Consider the following 17,291-nt stretch of genomic DNA (forward strand, 5'->3'; position numbering starts at 1 on the left):
CACACGAATTTATAATAAAAACCGGTTCTGATTTTTATAAAACACTCTCCATGAGGTGATAAATGGCAATCGCAGATTTGGATAAGCAGCCAGATTCTGTTTCTTCCGTGCTGAAGGTGTTTGGCATCTTGCAGGCGCTCGGAGAAGAGCGTGAAATTGGTATTACAGAGTTGTCGCAGCGTGTGATGATGTCGAAAAGCACCGTTTATCGCTTTTTGCAGACGATGAAATCATTGGGTTATGTCGCGCAGGAAGGAGAATCAGAAAAATATTCTCTGACGCTGAAACTGTTTGAACTGGGCGCCCGCGCTTTGCAAAACGTGGATCTGATCCGCAGCGCTGACATTCAGATGCGTGAACTTTCACGACTGACGAAAGAGACAATTCACCTCGGTGCGCTGGATGAAGACAGCATTGTTTACATCCACAAAATTGACTCCATGTACAACCTGCGCATGTATTCACGCATCGGTCGTCGTAACCCGCTCTACAGCACCGCAATTGGTAAAGTACTGCTGGCCTGGCGCGATCGCGAAGAGGTGAAGCAGATCCTTGACGGGGTGGAGTACAAACGCAGCACCGACCGCACCATTACCAGTACGGATGAACTGCTGAGCGTGCTGGATAACGTGCGTGAGCAGGGTTACGGGGAAGATAACGAAGAGCAGGAAGAGGGGCTGCGTTGCATCGGTGTGCCGGTATTTGACCGCTTCGGCGTTGTCATTGCGGGCCTGAGCATTTCGTTCCCAACGCTGCGTTTCTCTGAAGAGCGTCTTCATGAATATGTGGCGATCCTGCATACCGCAGCGCGCAAAATTTCAGAGCAGATGGGATATAACGATTATCCGTTCTGATCGACGCTTTCAATAAAAACGCCGCAACAGTGCGGCGTTCTTGTAAGCGAAATTCAACGCTGATTAACCGTTATCAATCACATCAGATGATTTACGCAGCACAGGACAGTTGGTTAACCCGATGATCCCGCTGTCGGAATGAATGTACTGCGCCGTGCTTACCCCCCGGGCGGTAAGATATTTACACTGGATACCCAGACCCGCGGCATTTTCTTTGCTTCCCATTAATACGCCGTACCCACTTAATAACAGGCCGATCCACACAATGGCCAGTACAATTACTGTACGAATAAGTAAACGCATCGTTGCCTCTTTTTTCTTTGTTGTCATGGAGTAAGCGTAACGGGTTTACGCAGTGAAACAAGTGCACGATTCCGAAAAGCGTCTGTTGAAGGTACAGTTAGCCCCTGTTTAAGATAACCGTGATAACCTGGCTGCATCAGGTCTTAAGACGGAGTGTGGAGTGAAAAAAATACGCTGGGTAATTCTGATTATAGTGTTGATAGCTTGTGTGGTGCTGTGGACGCAGACTATCAATGTGATGTGCGATCAGGATGTACAATTCTTTAGCGGCATTTGTTCAATCAATAAGTTTATCCCCTGGTAGAGGCCATTTTTACGCTGAGTGATGTCCTTACGTGGCGGCAGTGGTAAAATGACTGTTTTTACTGAGGTGGTGAAATGGGTGAGTTACTGAATTCGGGGCTGCTGAGCATTGCATCCCTGGTAATGTCTTTGGTGGTGTTGGTCGTTGGGCTGGTACTGTGGTTCTTCGTTAACCGCGCCAGCTCCCGCACAAACGAGCAGATTGAACTGCTGGAAGCATTGCTCGATCAGCAGAAACGGCAGAATGCGTTGCTGCGTCGTCTGTGCGAAGCCAACGAGCCGGAGGAGAAAGCGGTACCTAAGGACGCTGTTGCTCAACAACAGGACGAGGAAGACTTCATTCGCCTGGTAGCCGAACGATAGTTTGCCCGGAAAGGGAGGTGGCCTGACGTACGGCGTAAATCCCCTCCCTTATCAAATGTGATCCACAACATCCCAACATATAATTAAGCAGCAGTTAACTATTGTTTCAGCATACTGAAAACTGGTGAATATTTATCCTTATTCGATAATTACCGTTTCGTTGAATAAATTGTGTGTTTTATCTTTCCCGAAGTGTTTTATTTTTATCGAAACGTTTTGCTTGCCTTGTTTTGAGGCAGAGTCATAAAAATTTCATTATTTTGGTGCAGAATAACGCTAATTAAATGGTGGATTTTAATACAATTAGCAAAATGTAATTAACATCGTATATTCCCTGACACATGTCGGTGCGTTGCAATGTTTTCAGCATAACTTTTCACAAAATGTTCTAACTCAGTCATTCTTTTAAAGAAAATCAGGGATTGGGATGGACGCTTTGAAATGATTGAGCTATGTTTAAAAAGTCTTTGATTACAGGGCGCGTCAACGCACCCTGCGGGCAGTGAGGTCAGGTAGCGCTTCATTTGACAATTCGCATAACCGTGCAGATTGTTATGGAGTAACACCTGAATTTGTGCGGCGGATCGAGACATGTTTAAAAATGGCTTGCCATATTAAACGTTGTGTGTGATAACACGTTTTGGGTCAAACGAGGTACAGTTCTGTTTATGTGTGGCATTTTCAGTAAAGAAGTCCTGAGTAAACACGTTGTCGTTGAATACCGCTTCTCTGCCGAACCTTATATTAGTGCCTCAAGCAGTAATGTCTCAGTTTTATCTAAGTCAAAGCCTGCGGGCTAAGAAAACACTCTAAGGAATTTTGCAAATGGCAAAGATTAAAGGTCAAGTTAAGTGGTTCAACGAGTCTAAAGGTTTTGGTTTCATTACTCCTGCTGACGGCAGCAAAGATGTGTTCGTACACTTCTCTGCAATCCAGGGTAACGGCTTCAAAACTCTGGCTGAAGGCCAGAACGTTGAGTTCGAAATTCAGGATGGCCAGAAAGGCCCAGCTGCGGTTAACGTAACTGCTATCTGATCGAATCACTGCTGACTGAAGCGCTCAGCGCTTCGATCTCAGACATAAGCCTCGCCGATGCGGGGCTTTTTTATTCGCTTATTTTTCAAAATATTACGTAATCCTCCGCTGTTATTATCTTGTTGCAAACCCTCGAGATTATTAGCATTGTTTTCCCGCCTTCTTATCCGCTTTTCCCGTTAAATCAGGGCGTTGATCAACAGCCCTGGGGTTAAGGTGAAAAAAAAGACAATAACGACCACCGGAAACTTTACTCCGGCACGTTTTGCACTTCTGTGTCTCGCTATCTTTTGTAGTCTTGCGTTTCTGCTGGGCCGCGTGGCGTGGCTGCAAATTATCAAACCGGATAATCTGGTTAAGCAGGAGGATATGCGCTCCCTGCGCGAAGTGGCGATAGACGCCCCGCGGGGGATGATTGTGGACCGTGAAGGACGACCCCTTGCGGTGAGCGTACCTGTCCAGGCCGTCTGGGCCGATCCCAAAACAGTGCTGGAAAAAGGGGGGATCGGTTATGATTCGCGCTGGCAGGCCCTGGCAAATGCCTTACACCTTTCTCTGAGCACGCTCGCATCGCGAATCAACAGTAACCCGCACGGGCGATTTATTTACCTTGCCCGTCAGGTTGATCCCTCCCAGGCAAAGTGGATCGATAAGCTGCGTCTCCCGGGTATCAACCTTCGCGATGAGTCCCGCCGCTTTTATCCTGCCGGGCACGTGGCGGCGAACCTGATTGGCTTCACCAATATTGATGGTCAGGGCATTGAGGGTGTCGAGAAAAGCTTCAACACGCAGCTTACCGGGAAGGCAGGCGTGCGGCTGGTCAGGAAAGATCGCTACGGACATGTGGTGGAGAACCTCACGGAGGTGGCTCCCGTACCTGCACATAATATCCAGCTTAGTATCGATGAACGCCTGCAAACTATCACCGAAGACGCGCTGGATAATGCCGTGGCGTGGAACAAAGCTGAGTCAGGCGCGTCGGTGCTAATTAATATCCAGACGGGCGAAATTCTGGCGATGGCGAGCTTCCCCGACTTCAACCCCAACAACCGGGAAGGGGCAACGCTGGATGATTTTCGCAATCGCGCGATCAGCGACACCTTTGAACCTGGCTCGACCGTTAAGCCTCTGGTGCTGATGACGGCGCTACAGCAGGGGCTGGTACAGCCTGACAGCGTCATAGACACGCATCCCTACACTATTGATGGCCATCGTATCCGCGACGTGGGCTACTACCCCGAGCTGACGATGACCGGCATCCTGCAAAAATCCAGTGACACGGGCGTGTCCCGTCTTTCGCTGGCGATGCCTGTGCAACGGTTACTGGATACCTATAAACACTTTGGCTTTGGCGAGAGTACCGGGCTTGGCTTAACGGGAGAAAGCGCAGGTTTACTGCCGCAGCGGAAATTCTGGAGCCAGTTAGACCGGGCGACCTTTGCCTTTGGATATGGCCTGATGGTAACCCCCCTCCAGCTGGCGCATGTGTATGCCACCATCGGCAGCTATGGCATTGAACGGCCTCTGTCCATCACCCGAATCGATCCGCCGGTGATTGGCAAGCGGGTGATGCCCGAGGAAATTGTTCACGAGGTGGAGCACATGATGGAGAGCGTCGCATTACCCGGCGGTGGTGGAATCAAAGCGGCGGTGCGTAACTATCGCGTGGCGATAAAAACCGGGACGGCCAAAAAAATCGATGAACACGGTAAGTATGTGGATAAATACGTCGCCTATACCGCAGGCGTTGCGCCTGCCAGCGATCCCCGTTTTGCGCTGGTGGTGGTGATTAACGATCCGCAAAACGGTGCCTATTACGGCGGGGCCGTTTCCGCGCCCGTTTTCAGCGAAATTATGGGGAACGTTCTGCGTCTGGAAAACGTAAAGCCTGACGGGCTGCCGGCAGATTCTGACCATCTGATCGTGATGCATCACCCAGCCGTTTATAACCCTGGCGAATAGCGGTACACTTCGCCTTTTGGTTTACGCCCTGGAGCTGTCATGTCTTTCAGTTGTCCCCTTTGCCACGCGCCGCTGACGCGCGCGGAGAAAACGTTTATCTGTCCACAGGGACATCAGTTTGACCGGGCGAAAGAGGGCTATGTAAATCTTCTGCCGGTACAGCACAAGCGCTCCCGGGACCCGGGTGACAGCGCGGAGATGATGCAGGCGCGCCGGGCGTTTCTCGATGCCGGGCATTATCAACCGCTCAGGGATGCCGTTGTCGCCTTACTCCGTGAATATCTGACAGAAGGCGCATCCGCCATGCTGGATATCGGCTGCGGCGAAGGCTACTACACCGCCACGTTTGCTGACGTGGCGGCTGAGAAGGGCGCCGAAACGTACGGGCTGGACGTATCTAAAGTGGCTATCCGTGCGGCAGCCAAACGCTACTCAGCGGTAACGTTCTGCGTGGCCTCCAGCCACCGCCTGCCGTTTGAGCAAGAGAGTATGGACGCCGTGGTGCGTATCTATGCGCCGTGCAAGGCTGAGGAGCTGGCTCGCGTCGTTAAGCCCGGTGGCTGGGTTATCACCGTCACGCCAGGGCCGCGTCATCTGCTGGAGCTAAAAGGGCTGATCTATGATGAAGTTCACCTGCATGCGCCTCACTCTGAACAGCTGGCAGGCTTTGCGTTAAAGCAGGCGCAGTCGGTAGCGTATGAAATGACGTTGCAGGGAAGTGAAGCGGTGGCGTTACTGCAAATGACGCCGTTTGCGTGGCGGGCAAAACCAGAGGTGTGGGAAACGCTGGCAGCGCAGACAGAATTTCGCTGCCAGACGGATTTCAGCATCCATTGCTGGCAGCGCGAAGGTTAACCCGCGAAGTGTGCCCAAAGGATTTGGGCACCAATCCCGATCAACACGATACCGCCCAGAATTTCGGCGCGTTTGCCTAACAGCGGGCCAATGAACCGACCCACCATCATCCCCAGCGTTGACATGATCAGCGTGGCGCAGCCAATCGCCAGCGCGGTGGCGATAATATTGACCTGCAAAAACGCCAGACCGACACCCACGGCCATTGCATCCAGGCTGGTTGCGATGGCGGTTGTCACCAGAAGCCAGAAGCCGTGGCGTTGCAGCGGCGCATCATTTTCATCGCCGTTGCCACGAAAACCTTCAATCACCATACGTCCGCCGAGGAACACCAGCAGCACGAAAGCAATCCAGTGATTCCACTCCAGCACAAACTGGCTGGCGAGCATCCCCAGTCCCCAGCCGATAAGCGGCGTCAGCGTTTCGATAGCGCCAAAGATGAGACCGGTACGCAGGGCTTCGGAAAATTTAGGTTTATGGAGAGTGGCACCTTTGCCGATAGAGGCGGCAAATGCGTCCATGGACATGCCAAAAGCCAGAAGGATCGTAGCGGAGATATTCATAAGAGCGTCCAGACCGGGGATATCCATATGACACATCACTGCCCCCAGTAAACAGCAGTTGATGTATCTATGGTCTCGCCTGATCGCTTCTGGCACAGTAATTGTGCTTAAAAACGATCCGTACGCGCCACGTTTTTCAACGAGTATGTTGACACGTACATTTCCCGCAGGCAGGAAATCGGCTACTCCCCAACGACGGGCGCAACCTTAACATATTTTGAGAATATAAAACAACAACGAAGATGGCTTTATATAGCCACTATGTTGATAACGATTTTCATTTAGATTTATGCGTGAAAATATCGTTAATAAATATAAGTCAATTAACAGAGGAGATATAGCACCGGCTATATTGCTGGTTCAAGAATAATGCAATATATAGCCGATGCTATAATGATAACTCATTGAGTTTTAACAAGTAATTTGTATATCTTTTCCAGGTCATCAATATTTCTGACCCGGATGAGCAGGCGGCGTTGTTCTAATTGCATCACCAGAACCCCGTCTTCGGATAAATTCATCTCTTTAATACGGTTATATTCTATCCAGACATTGGCGAAGAAGAATCCGTGTTTTTTAAAAATGAGTTTTGGCGAGCGGATCCAGAACAGGTAAATCGCCATTAATGCCAGCGCACATAATAACCATGTGGTTAATATTGCGCCGTGGCTGGTCACATTATTGTAAATGAGGATGACTACCAGACCGGCGAAGATAAACGCATCAATACGTCCACGGCGTAAGAGGGGAAGGGTCAGCAGCGTCTCGCCGTGGCGGCGAGGCATAATAAACTCGTCATAGATCGCGTAAGCCAGAAGGGCAACAATAAATAAAACCAGTACGGTGTCCGTGACAGTCATTCATCCTCCAGATAAAAAGACCGGGGGCAAGCCCCCGGTCAGTAACGCATTTTATTACAGACCCAGCAGGCCGACAGCGTAGCCCGCGATACCGATGACGAAGAAGCCAACGATGATCCAAAGCGGGTTCACTTTCTTACGCAGCAGCCACATACAGGCGAAGGTTAACAGCAGCGGTACCAGGCCCGGCATCAGCTGGTCCAGAATGGTCTGCACGGTGGTAACGCGCGTCTGACCATCCTGACCGGTGATCGTTGATACCACCAGCGGGATGTTTACGTGCGTCCACTTGTTAACCAGCGCCCCCATTACAAACAGGCCGAGAATTGACGCCCCCTCAGTCAGTTTTTGCAGGAAGCCGCCGCCCATATCCTTAACGATATCCACACCTTTACGATAGCCGTACGCCACGCCGTAGTAACGGGTCAGCAGACGCACCGCGTTGAACAGGATGAAGAACAGCAGAGGACCGAGCAGGCTGCCGCTCATGGCGATCCCGGCGCCCAGCGCCGCAAAGACCGGACGCACGGTACCCCAGAAAATCGGGTCGCCCACGCCTGCCAGCGGCCCCATCAGACCAACTTTGATACCGTTGATGGCACCATCGTCGATTTCAGCCCCGTTCGCACGCTGCTCTTCCATCGCCAGCGTCACGCCCAGAACCGGCGCCGCAACATAAGGATGGGTGTTGAAGAATTCCAGATGACGCTTAATTGCCTGACGGCGTGCTTCGTTGTTTTCCGGATACAGGCGTTTGATGGCCGGCACCATGGAGAAGCAGAAGCCGAGCGCCTGCATACGTTCGAAGTTCCATGAACCCTGAAACAGGTTAGAACGGATGAACACGCCACGAATATCACCCGGAGTGAGTTTTTTCTCAGTGGTAGTTTTTGTCATATCAACCATTTCGCTCACCTGTTAGTCCAGTTCGTTATCGAGATCGTTGTTACCAGCAGCCTGCGCAGGGGCACCCGCGACACGGTTGTATTTCGGGCTGAGCTGGATATAAAGAATCGCCATCACCGCACCAATCACACCCAGCGCAACCAGGTTGAAGTTGGTGAACGCAGCGGTAACGAAGCCGAGGTAGAAGAATGGCATCAGGTAGCCCGCGCGCATCATGTTGATGACCATCGCATAACCGACCACCACGATCATACCCCCGGCGATATTCAGACCGCTGGTGACCACTTCAGGGATCGCATTCAGCATGCCCTGAACTTCGCTGGTACCGACAGAAATCGCCACGATAACCGCAGGGATCGCGATACGCATCGCTTGCAGGAACAGGGAAGAAACGTGGATCCAGGAGAGCGCGGTGAGGTTGCCGTTTTCGGCCGCCTTATCCGCCGCGTGCTGGAAGGCCACGGTAATAGTACGGACGATAATGGTCAGCACCTGACCCGCTGCGGCCAGCGGGATGGCCAGCGCGATACCGGCACCAATACTCTGATGACCGGCGATAACCAGAACGGTCGAAATAATGGACGCCAGCGCGGCATCTGGCGCAACTGCCGCACCGATGTTCATCCAGCCGAGGGCGATCATTTCCAGGGTACCACCGATGATGATACCGGTTTTCATGTCACCGAGAACGGCGCCAATCAACGTACAGGCCACCAGAGGTCGGTGGAACTGAAATTCATCAAGTACGGACTCCATACCCGCAATACACGCGACGATGAACACCAGCACAATCTGAAGAGTAGTAATCTCCATTGCACTTCTCCTATTACATAAGCTCTATATGAAAAACCGGCCCGGGCTTATTTCCCCACTTTGCCGATCAAATCCATCATTTTCAGTTTCTGATCCGTGGAAACCTTACGGGCTTCCAGCTCGATACCGCGTGCATTCAGCTTGTTGAAGGCCTCGATATCTTTCGCATCCACTGAAATCGCGTTGTTGACCTGCGTTTTGCCCTGACGGAAAGCCATACCGCCAATGTTAACGGAGGTGATTTTCACGCCGCCTTCAACAATGCGTTCAACGTCTGTCGGGTTGGTGAACAGAAGCATCACGCGCTCACCCGCATATTTCGGGTTGTTGTAAACGCGGATCATTTTGGCGACATCCACGACGTGCGCGGTGACGCCCGGCGGTGCAACTTGGGTAAGAAGGGTTTTACGGACAGTGTCGGCGGCCACTTCGTCACTGACCACGATGATGCGTTGTACGTTGGTCTCTTTGGTCCAGCGCGTCGCCACCTGGCCGTGGATTAGACGGTCATCAATACGCGCAAGGCCGATAACCATGTAATCGTTCGGACCCATTGGCTTCGCCGGTGCAGCGGCTTTTGGTGCAGCAGGGGCAGGGGCAGGTTTTTCAACCGGCTGCGCTTTCAGCGCCTTCACCCCTTCGCGACCGGTTTCCACCGCCAGCGCCACCAGCTCGTCAAAGCCTGGGTTGTCGTCACGCGCCATGAAGGTTTCCACCAACATCGGGATATTCACCCCGGCGACGACTTCATAATGCTCTTTATCGACGACAATGCGGCTGGCAGCGTTGAACGGGCTGCCGCCCCATGTATCCACGAGAAACAGCACGCCTTTGCTGGTATCCAGCTTCTCAAGCTGAGCAGTGTATTTTTCAATCAGCGTCTCGGCATTTTCACCGGGAACGAAATCGATCCAGCCGACGTTTTCCTGCTCGCCCAACAGCATTTCTGCCGTTTTGAGTAACTGCTCCGCAGCCCAACCATGTGTGCCTATGACAATAGCAATGGTCACTTGCTACCTCCTTTTATTATCATTTATACGTCTGCCAGGCAGGCGTACTGAGAATCGTATTGGCGAACCGAATCGATTCAGATAAGGGTTAGAGTTCAAAAAAACTAAGACTTCCGCGAATTATTTTAGATAGTGAAAAAATAATTTATGTGATGAAGATCCGTAATTTAGCTACGCCTTACAGATTTTTCTCTAAGATAATCCGCGTGTGTTACAGAAGTTTGCAAAGGAACGTAAATCTTTGCTAAAAACCAATTGTCTCTGATATGTTTAGCGTCCGTTTAATTATTCAGGAGTATAGGGCTACAGCCCACTATATGGACCGTCACCGACGTCAGTCATCTTCCAGGCCATTCCGCGCCTTAATCACCGGCGATCTTCGCCACGCATCGACTCTCATTCCCTTTGAAATGCCCGACATTAGCGGGGCACCGTTTTGTCATTCCTTTAGCAGGAGCGTGTCATGGAATTCTTAATGGACCCGTCAATCTGGGTAGGCTTGCTTACGCTGGTCGTGCTGGAGATCGTTCTCGGTATTGATAACCTGGTGTTTATCGCCATCCTCGCAGATAAACTGCCGCCGAAACAGCGTGATAAAGCCCGTCTGATCGGCCTCTCGCTGGCGCTGATCATGCGTCTGGGCTTACTGTCTGTTATCTCGTGGATGGTCACCCTGACGAAGCCCCTGTTCACCGTCATGGATTTCACCTTCTCCGGCCGCGATTTAATTATGCTGGTAGGGGGACTGTTCCTGCTGTTCAAAGCCACAACAGAGCTGCATGAACGGCTGGAGAACCGGCAGCACGATGATGGCCACGGTAAGGGTTATGCCAGCTTCTGGGTGGTTGTTCTCCAGATTGTGGTGCTTGATGCGGTCTTCTCACTGGATGCGGTGATTACGGCGGTCGGCATGGTGAACCATCTGCCGGTGATGATGGCGGCGGTGGTGATTGCGATGGCGGTAATGCTGCTGGCGTCGAAACCGCTGACGCGTTTCGTCAACCAGCATCCGACGGTCGTTGTGCTGTGTCTGAGCTTCCTGCTGATGATTGGTCTGAGCCTGGTGGCAGAAGGGTTTGGCTTCCATATTCCGAAAGGCTACCTGTACGCCGCGATTGGCTTCTCGATTCTGATCGAGCTGTTTAACCAGATTGCGCGCCGTAACTTTATTAAGCAGCAGTCGAATCAGCCGCTGCGAGCCCGTACCGCAGATGCGATTCTGCGACTGATGGGCGGGCGTCGTCAGGTGAACGTGCAGGCTGATAACGAGAACCGCAACCCGGTTCCGGTGCCGGAAGGCGCGTTTGTGGAAGAAGAACGCTACATGATCAATGGCGTGCTTTCGCTGGCTTCCCGCTCCCTGCGCGGTATTATGACGCCGCGCGGCGAAATCAGCTGGGTGGACGCCAACCTGAGCGTCGACGAAATTCGTCAGCAGCTGCTCTCCTCGCCGCACAGCCTGTTCCCGGTCTGCCGGGGTGAGCTGGATGAGATCATCGGTGTGGTACGCGCGAAAGAGATGCTGGTGGCGCTGGAAGAGGGCGTTAACGTCGAGGCCGTAGCGGCCGCGTCGCCCGCTATCGTGGTGCCTGAAACGCTGGATCCGATCAACCTGCTGGGCGTATTGCGCCGTGCTCGCGGGAGCTTTGTTATCGTCACCAACGAATTTGGTGTGGTACAGGGCCTGGTGACGCCGCTGGACGTGCTGGAAGCCATTGCCGGTGAATTCCCTGATGCGGATGAAACCCCGGAAATCGTTGCCGACGGTGACGGCTGGCTGGTGAAAGGCACCACCGACCTGCACGCACTCTCGCACACGCTGGGCGTCGAAAACGTGGTCAATGATGATGAAGATATTGCCACCGTGGCGGGGCTGGTGATCTCCGTTAACGGGCAGATCCCGCGTATCGGTGATGTGCTGGAGCTGCCGCCGCTGCAAATTACCATCGTCGAAGCCAACGACTATCGCGTTGATATGGTGCGTATTGTTAAAGAGCACTCTGCGCACGATGAAGAAGAGTAACGTTATCTAGCGTAACGGCAGTAAGGGCACGATGTGTCCGTTGTGACGGGCTGGCGGAGAGTGGCTTTCCGCCAGCCATTTCGGAAACTCGCGCAGCGGCATTGGCCGCGCATACAAGTACCCCTGCAAAATATGTACGCTGTGACGGCGCAGGTAGCGTGACTGCTCCTCGGTTTCCACCCCTTCCGCAACCAATTCAATATTCAGCCGCTGGCCAAGCGCAATAATAATATCTGTTACCGTTGAGTTCACGGCGTCGGTGCCGATCGCGGTGGTGAAGGATTTATCAATTTTCAGCACATCCGGATGCAGTTTTTCTAGCCATGAAAGTGAGCTGTTGCCGGTACCAAAATCATCAATCGCAAGTTTCACCCCTTTGCGGTGCAGCTCCCGCACGATGCGGTAATCCACATCCAGCAACGCATCGCGTTCGGTTAACTCCACGATCAACTGTTGAACAGGGCTGGCGTTAAACCAGATGCGGTTGAGATCCTGGATAAGCGCAGCGCGGCGAAAATGGCTGGCGGCCACGTTAATGCCGATATGGAAATCGCGCGAGGCAGGGAAATAGCCTATCTGCCGCACCGTTTCGCTGATGACGTAGCGGGTAAGCGGAACAATCAGGTTATGTTCTTCGGCCAGAGGGATAAAGACATCGGGCGAAATCCATCCCTGACGCGGGTTGTTCCAGCGCAGGAGGATCTCGACGCCGACGCATTCCCGGGTGCGGGCATTCACCAGCGGCTGGCAGAAGAGCTCAAACTCCCTGGCCGCAATTCCCATGTTGATTTCCCAGGTGAAACTGATTCGCCGCGCCGTGGCGAGCCAGGCGATATAGCCCATCAGTAAGCTGAGCATCAACGCCAGCGGCAGCTGGGTGGGCAGATTTTTTAACGCCATTTCGCCAGGCCCGGGGCCGCTCACCGTGACGCTGAAAGGGTAATGTTGTGACGACTGTTCCAGCAGGGAGGCGTTTTCATCGAAGGTCGGCGTAGTCGTCACCTGTTGCCCGTCGCGGAGGAAGTTATCTCCTACTCTCAGGACAACGTCGGTGATCTGCGGCCGCTGCGGCTCGAGAATCATTTTAGTGATGAGATCGATATTCACCACCTCCATCACCCCGTCGTTGCCGTCGCCCGCAACGGGAGACCACTGAATCAGTACCGGGCTGCCTTTTACCAGCCACCGGTCAGTCGACAGCAGCAGCCTGGATTCACTGACTGGAAGCTCCGGCACAAACTCACTGACGGGCACATTACGGCTGCCAAAGACGCTTGAGCAATACAGTATTCCGTCTTGAATGAGGGCGATGGAGCGTACGGTCTGGAGGATCGCCGCCTGTTTTCGCAGGATCAGATTTGCTTCGGAACAGGGTATGCCAACCAGTGAAAGTAGCGTTTCACGCTGGACCTCTAACGAGAGAAGCACCTTATCAAGCGCACGCACGGTGTGGTGGGTAAAGTCGTGGATCCGATCCTGATTTATGTTGCGCTGTGAAATAAAGCGAATGCCCAGCGTCAGGACGAGCGTAACGAGCGCAACCGTGACACAGACGATAACGCGTTTTCGGCGATAGTCTTTAATGATCGTTTGTGCAGTTTGCATGAACGGTCGCCTGTTAAGCACCGGCCAGAAAAGCCAGACGCAACAGTGACAGTGTAGTGGGGAATACGTGAAGCGACGAGACGAGAGGGGAAAATTCGCCCATCTGTTGCAGATGGGCGAAAGGAAGGCTTAGTCGCACTGCACCTTAATGGCCAGACCGCCGCGTGAGGTCTCACGGTACTTCGCGTTCATGTCCTTGCCGGTTTCGTACATGGTTTCAATAACCTTATCCAGCGACACGCGTGGCTCGCTGGTACGGCGCATCGCCATACGCGAGGCGTTGATCGCTTTGACGGAGGCGATGGCGTTACGCTCAATGCACGGCACCTGCACCTGACCGGCAACCGGGTCACAGGTCAGACCGAGGTTGTGCTCCATACCGATTTCCGCCGCCACGCACACCTGCTCAGGGCTGGCGCCCAACAGTTCCGCCAGACCCGCTGCCGCCATAGAGCAGGCCACGCCCACTTCACCCTGACAGCCTACTTCGGCACCAGAGATGGACGCATTCATTTTGTACAGCGCGCCGATAGCGCCTGCCGCGAGGAAATAACGGATATAGATATCCGGTGTCACGGGCTCAATAAAGTGATCGTAATAGGCCAGCACCGCCGGAACGATACCGCACGCGCCGTTGGTCGGCGCCGTCACCACGCGACCACCCGCTGCGTTCTCTTCGTTAACCGCGAGGGCAAACATGTTCACCCAGTCGACCACGTTCATTGGGTCATTGGAGAACTTGTCGGTGGTGACCAGCATGCGGCGCAGCGCAGAGGCACGACGCGGTACGCGCAGAGGCCCAGGCAGAACACCCTCGGTGTTCATCCCGCGGTCAATACAGGCGCGCATGGTTTGCCACACGTTAGCAAAATAGTCTTCGATCTCTTTCTTGCTGTGCAGCGCCAGTTCGTTCTGCATCACCATGCCGGACAGGGACAGACCGGTCTCTTTGCAGTAGCCCAGCATCTCGGTGGCCGATTTAAACGGATAGGGCACATTGACGTCGCCCGCGCTCTCTTTACCAAAGTGTTCTTCGTCAACGATAAAGCCGCCGCCGATGGAGTAGTAGGTTTTACTGTAGATCTCTTTTTCGCCGCTCCAGGCGTGGATGGTCATGCCGTTTTCATGCAGCGGCAGGTTGTCGCTACGAAAACGCATCCCGTCATCCTGCGGAAAGTCCACTTCGTGCTGACCGTTAGCCAGCAGCAAGCGTCCGCGCGTTTCCACGTCGCGGATAAATGCCGGAATGGCATCAATATCAACAGTGTCCGGCATATTGCCTGCCAGACCCATAATAATGGCGATATCGGTGTGGTGGCCTTTACCCGTTAATGACAGTGAACCGTAAACGTCTACGGCGACACGGGTAACGCTTTCCAGTAATCCTTTTTCGACCAGATCATCGACGAACTGTTTACCGGCCTTCATCGGCCCTACAGTGTGGGAAGAGGAAGGACCAATCCCCACTTTGAACATGTCGAATATACTAATCACTTTCACACTCCTGACAGGGTTACTGGGGTTCCAGTAACGATGTTATAACTGCGCATAGTGTAAGAGGGAACACCAACCTCGGCTTAACTATTCACATGAATTAAACTAATGGTTAACGATGGTTTTGCTAATAGCGCGACGCCGATCGCAAACCTGCCAGAAAAGGGCGGAATGTAAAGTATAGTCAAGGCTTCAGGCCGATTTGCAGGGCCAGCTCACGAATGATGCCTGCCGTCATGCCCCAGACAAAATAATGCTGATACCACGACAGCCAGACCCGATGATCGTGTCCGCGGCGGTGAATATCCAGTGGGTGATAGCGGCCCAGACGAAGGGCCTCTTCCAGCGGCATTTCGAACACCGCTGAAACTTCATCGACGCTGGCGTGATACTGAAGGTCGGGCGGAATAATGCCAACGACCGGCGTGACCTGAAAACCGGTTACGCTGTCCACTGGCGGCAGCACGCCGATCACCTCGACTGTCTCCGGGGGGATCGCCACTTCCTCATGCGCTTCACGCAGTGCGGCGGCAATCAGGGATGCATCGGTGCTGTCCACCGCGCCGCCCGGAAACGCAACCTGACCGGCGTGTTTTCGCATATGCGGTGAGCGCTGGGTAAGCAACAGACCCGGCTGCTCACGGCGCACGACCGGGATCAGCACCGCCGCCTGACGTTGATTCAGCGTGGCGCGGCTAACCTGGGGCCGCAGAAGCTGAAAGCGTGACAGAAAATCATCCAGCGTCAGGTTGTCTTTCTTCACCGTGAGTTCTCCAGTTGTTTCAGGATACGATTCACTTTATCAAAGGTTTCCTGATATTCCGCCTCGACCTGGCTATCGGCCACAATGCCACCGCCTGCGGAACAGTACAGGTTACCGTCGCACGCCGTCAGGGTGCGAATAGTGATGCTGGTATCCATGGTGCCGCACAGACTCACATAGCCGATGCTGCCGCACCAGGCGTTGCGGCGATGTGGTTCCAGTTCGTCGATGATCTCCATCGCCCGGACCTTCGGCGCGCCGGTGATGGAGCCGCCCGGAAACGCGGCGCGGAGCAGATCGCAGGCGGTTCGCGAGGCCGGCAGGCGTGCGGTGATGGTGCTGACCAGATGATGCACCGCCGGGAAAGGCTCCACGACGAACAGCTCCGGCACGCGCACGCTGCCCGGCTCGGCGACGCGACCAATATCATTGCGCATCAGATCGACAATCATCAGGTTTTCGGCACGATCTTTGGGAGAGGCCGCCAGCGTCTCCGCCTGCTGGCGGTCGGCGTCGGCGTTGGCAAGGCGCGGCAGTGTGCCCTTTATTGGGCGGGTCTGAATCATACCGTCAGCCAGGTGGATAAAACGCTCAGGCGAAAGGCTGAGTATGGCGCCGTGTTCAAAGCGTAAAAATGCACTGAACGGGGCCTTATTGCTGGCATTGAGGCGGGTAAACGCCTGCCATTCGTCTCCCTTGTACGCCGCCTGGAAACGCTGGGCAAGGTTGACCTGATAACAGTCGCCACTGTGAAGATACGCCTGCACACGGGAGAATTTTTCCGCGTATTCCTCCGCGCTCATGTTCGAGCGCCAGCCGGAGGTCAGCATAAAGTGTTCCGGGGCGGCGGGCCGTTGCGCCTCAAGCCAGGCCAGACGCGCCTGTACGTCCCGGTGGCTCAGCAGAGAAACCGTCTGCTTACGGTGATCCACGATCAGCGCCCAGTCATACAGCCCCACCGCCATATCCGGCAGGGAAATATCCGCCTGCGCATGCTCGGGCAGCTTTTCGAAACGGCGACCCAGATCGTAACCAAACAGGCCCAGCGCGCCCCCCTGGAAAGGCAGATCCGGATCCGGTGTGGCAGTTAAGCCCAGAGCATCGATCTCGTTCTGAAGCCGCATCAGCGGATCGTCCGTTGGCGACAGCGCATCGGTCGTCAGCGTTTTAACCGGGTCGGCCACCAGAATATCAAAGCGGCTGTAGGGGTGATCCGCATGGCCGGAGTGCAGCAGCATGGCAAAAGGAAGGTGGCTCAGACGGGCAAACCAGAACTCCGCGGCGTCAGCACGCCAGGGCAAGGTCATAACAGTGGGGAAGCGCATGTTCATGTATGGCATACTACCGGGCAGCGTGAAATAATTAGCGCGAATAATTTAGCAGGAGTTAACGATGTTTGCAGGTTTACCTTCTCTCAGCCATGACCAACAGCAGAAAGCCGTTGAACGTATTCAGGAGCTGATGTCCCAGGGGATGAGCAGCGGACAGGCAATTTCCCAGGTCGCGGAAGAACTTCGCGCCACCCATACCGGCGAGCGGATCGTGGCGCGCTTTGAGGATGAAGATGAAGAATAACCGG

Annotated in this window: 19 protein-coding genes, 1 pseudogene and 1 riboswitch; of the genes and pseudogenes, 10 read left to right on the plus strand and 10 right to left on the minus strand. The window is 53.8% G+C overall.

Annotated elements, in window-relative coordinates; genetic code table 11:
- Positions 1-62 precede the first annotated feature (62 nt).
- Positions 63-854 carry a DNA-binding transcriptional regulator KdgR gene (gene kdgR, locus CU081_RS14025; RefSeq protein ID WP_003859903.1) on the plus strand — a complete coding sequence of 264 codons (792 nt, stop codon included), beginning with the start codon at positions 63-65 and terminating at the stop codon, positions 852-854.
- A gap of 63 nt (positions 855-917) precedes the next feature.
- On the opposite strand, the gene CU081_RS14030 is transcribed toward kdgR, so the two are convergent.
- Positions 918-1,157, minus strand: coding sequence for a YobH family protein (locus tag CU081_RS14030; protein WP_003859905.1), 240 nt, complete (start codon positions 1,155-1,157; stop codon positions 918-920).
- A gap of 160 nt (positions 1,158-1,317) precedes the next feature.
- Here CU081_RS14030 and mgrB point away from each other — a divergent pair, with 160 nt between their 5' ends.
- The 6 genes and pseudogenes from mgrB to rlmA all read left to right on the plus strand — a co-directional run bounded on the left by mgrB (position 1,318) and on the right by rlmA (position 5,675).
- Complete coding sequence (gene mgrB / locus CU081_RS14035; RefSeq protein ID WP_003859906.1) at positions 1,318-1,461, plus strand: PhoP/PhoQ regulator MgrB; 144 nt, start codon at positions 1,318-1,320, stop codon at positions 1,459-1,461.
- 74 nt (positions 1,462-1,535) lie between these two features.
- Complete coding sequence (locus CU081_RS14040; RefSeq protein ID WP_003859907.1) at positions 1,536-1,823, plus strand: YebO family protein; 288 nt, start codon at positions 1,536-1,538, stop codon at positions 1,821-1,823.
- A 668-nt stretch (positions 1,824-2,491) separates the two neighbouring features.
- A pseudogene (locus tag CU081_RS14045) lies at positions 2,492-2,636 on the plus strand (DUF2627 domain-containing protein).
- A gap of 12 nt (positions 2,637-2,648) precedes the next feature.
- The gene (cspE, locus tag CU081_RS14050; RefSeq protein ID WP_001062678.1) at positions 2,649-2,858 is read left to right on the plus strand and encodes a transcription antiterminator/RNA stability regulator CspE; all 210 of its coding nucleotides are present in this window, start codon (positions 2,649-2,651) and stop codon (positions 2,856-2,858) included.
- Between the two features lie 216 nt (positions 2,859-3,074).
- On the plus strand, positions 3,075-4,820 hold the full coding sequence (gene ftsI / locus CU081_RS14055; protein WP_003859909.1) for a peptidoglycan glycosyltransferase FtsI: 1,746 nt from the start codon (positions 3,075-3,077) through the stop codon (positions 4,818-4,820).
- A gap of 39 nt (positions 4,821-4,859) precedes the next feature.
- A complete protein-coding gene (rlmA, locus tag CU081_RS14060; protein WP_022651436.1) occupies positions 4,860-5,675 on the plus strand; it encodes a 23S rRNA (guanine(745)-N(1))-methyltransferase in 816 nt (271 codons plus the stop codon).
- Here rlmA and mntP read toward each other — a convergent pair.
- The 5 genes from mntP to manX form a co-directional block, all read right to left on the minus strand.
- On the minus strand, positions 5,672-6,238 hold the full coding sequence (mntP, locus tag CU081_RS14065; RefSeq protein WP_022651435.1) for a manganese efflux pump MntP: 567 nt from the start codon (positions 6,236-6,238) through the stop codon (positions 5,672-5,674). The two genes, rlmA and mntP, sit on opposite strands and share 4 nt — an antisense overlap.
- A gap of 1 nt (position 6,239) precedes the next feature.
- Positions 6,240-6,441: riboswitch (yybP-ykoY riboswitch) on the minus strand.
- Between the two features lie 198 nt (positions 6,442-6,639).
- The gene (locus tag CU081_RS14075) at positions 6,640-7,098 is read right to left on the minus strand and encodes a DUF986 family protein (protein ID WP_003859912.1); all 459 of its coding nucleotides are present in this window, start codon (positions 7,096-7,098) and stop codon (positions 6,640-6,642) included.
- 54 nt (positions 7,099-7,152) lie between these two features.
- Complete coding sequence (locus tag CU081_RS14080) at positions 7,153-8,004, minus strand: PTS mannose transporter subunit IID (protein WP_006810994.1); 852 nt, start codon at positions 8,002-8,004, stop codon at positions 7,153-7,155.
- Positions 8,005-8,016: 12 nt separating this feature from the next.
- On the minus strand, positions 8,017-8,817 hold the full coding sequence (gene manY / locus CU081_RS14085) for a PTS mannose transporter subunit IIC (protein WP_003859914.1): 801 nt from the start codon (positions 8,815-8,817) through the stop codon (positions 8,017-8,019).
- A 47-nt stretch (positions 8,818-8,864) separates the two neighbouring features.
- Entirely contained in the window at positions 8,865-9,827 is a 963-nt protein-coding gene (gene manX / locus CU081_RS14090) for a PTS mannose transporter subunit IIAB (RefSeq protein ID WP_022651434.1), read from the minus strand.
- A 317-nt stretch (positions 9,828-10,144) separates the two neighbouring features.
- Between manX and CU081_RS26840 the strand changes: the two genes are divergently transcribed.
- Both CU081_RS26840 and yoaE read left to right on the plus strand, forming a co-directional pair.
- Entirely contained in the window at positions 10,145-10,303 is a 159-nt protein-coding gene (locus CU081_RS26840) for a protein YoaL (RefSeq protein ID WP_370883315.1), read from the plus strand.
- On the plus strand, positions 10,291-11,850 hold the full coding sequence (gene yoaE / locus CU081_RS14105; protein WP_003859916.1) for a CNNM family cation transport protein YoaE: 1,560 nt from the start codon (positions 10,291-10,293) through the stop codon (positions 11,848-11,850). The genes CU081_RS26840 and yoaE overlap by 13 nt, the downstream gene beginning before the upstream one ends.
- A 6-nt stretch (positions 11,851-11,856) precedes the next feature.
- Here yoaE and CU081_RS14110 read toward each other — a convergent pair whose 3' ends face one another.
- From CU081_RS14110 to pabB, 4 genes are all read right to left on the minus strand, one after another.
- Positions 11,857-13,455 carry an EAL domain-containing protein gene (locus CU081_RS14110; protein WP_022651433.1) on the minus strand — a complete coding sequence of 533 codons (1,599 nt, stop codon included), beginning with the start codon at positions 13,453-13,455 and terminating at the stop codon, positions 11,857-11,859.
- Between the two features lie 129 nt (positions 13,456-13,584).
- Positions 13,585-14,949, minus strand: coding sequence for an L-serine ammonia-lyase (gene sdaA, locus CU081_RS14115; protein WP_003859920.1), 1,365 nt, complete (start codon positions 14,947-14,949; stop codon positions 13,585-13,587).
- A gap of 184 nt (positions 14,950-15,133) precedes the next feature.
- Positions 15,134-15,712, minus strand: a complete 579-nt coding sequence (locus tag CU081_RS14120; RefSeq protein ID WP_003859921.1) for a CoA pyrophosphatase — start codon at positions 15,710-15,712, stop codon at positions 15,134-15,136.
- The gene (pabB, locus tag CU081_RS14125; protein WP_003859923.1) at positions 15,709-17,043 is read right to left on the minus strand and encodes an aminodeoxychorismate synthase component 1; all 1,335 of its coding nucleotides are present in this window, start codon (positions 17,041-17,043) and stop codon (positions 15,709-15,711) included. The genes CU081_RS14120 and pabB overlap by 4 nt, the downstream gene beginning before the upstream one ends.
- Before the next feature lie 61 nt (positions 17,044-17,104).
- On the opposite strand from pabB, the gene CU081_RS14130 reads away from it, so the two are divergent.
- Positions 17,105-17,287: a YoaH family protein gene (locus CU081_RS14130; protein WP_003859925.1), complete on the plus strand. Its 183-nt coding sequence runs from the start codon at positions 17,105-17,107 to the stop codon at positions 17,285-17,287.
- The last annotated feature ends 4 nt before the right edge of the window (positions 17,288-17,291 follow it).

Source organism: Enterobacter sp. CRENT-193, from assembly GCF_002787395.1.
GTDB lineage: Bacteria > Pseudomonadota > Gammaproteobacteria > Enterobacterales > Enterobacteriaceae > Enterobacter > Enterobacter hormaechei_C.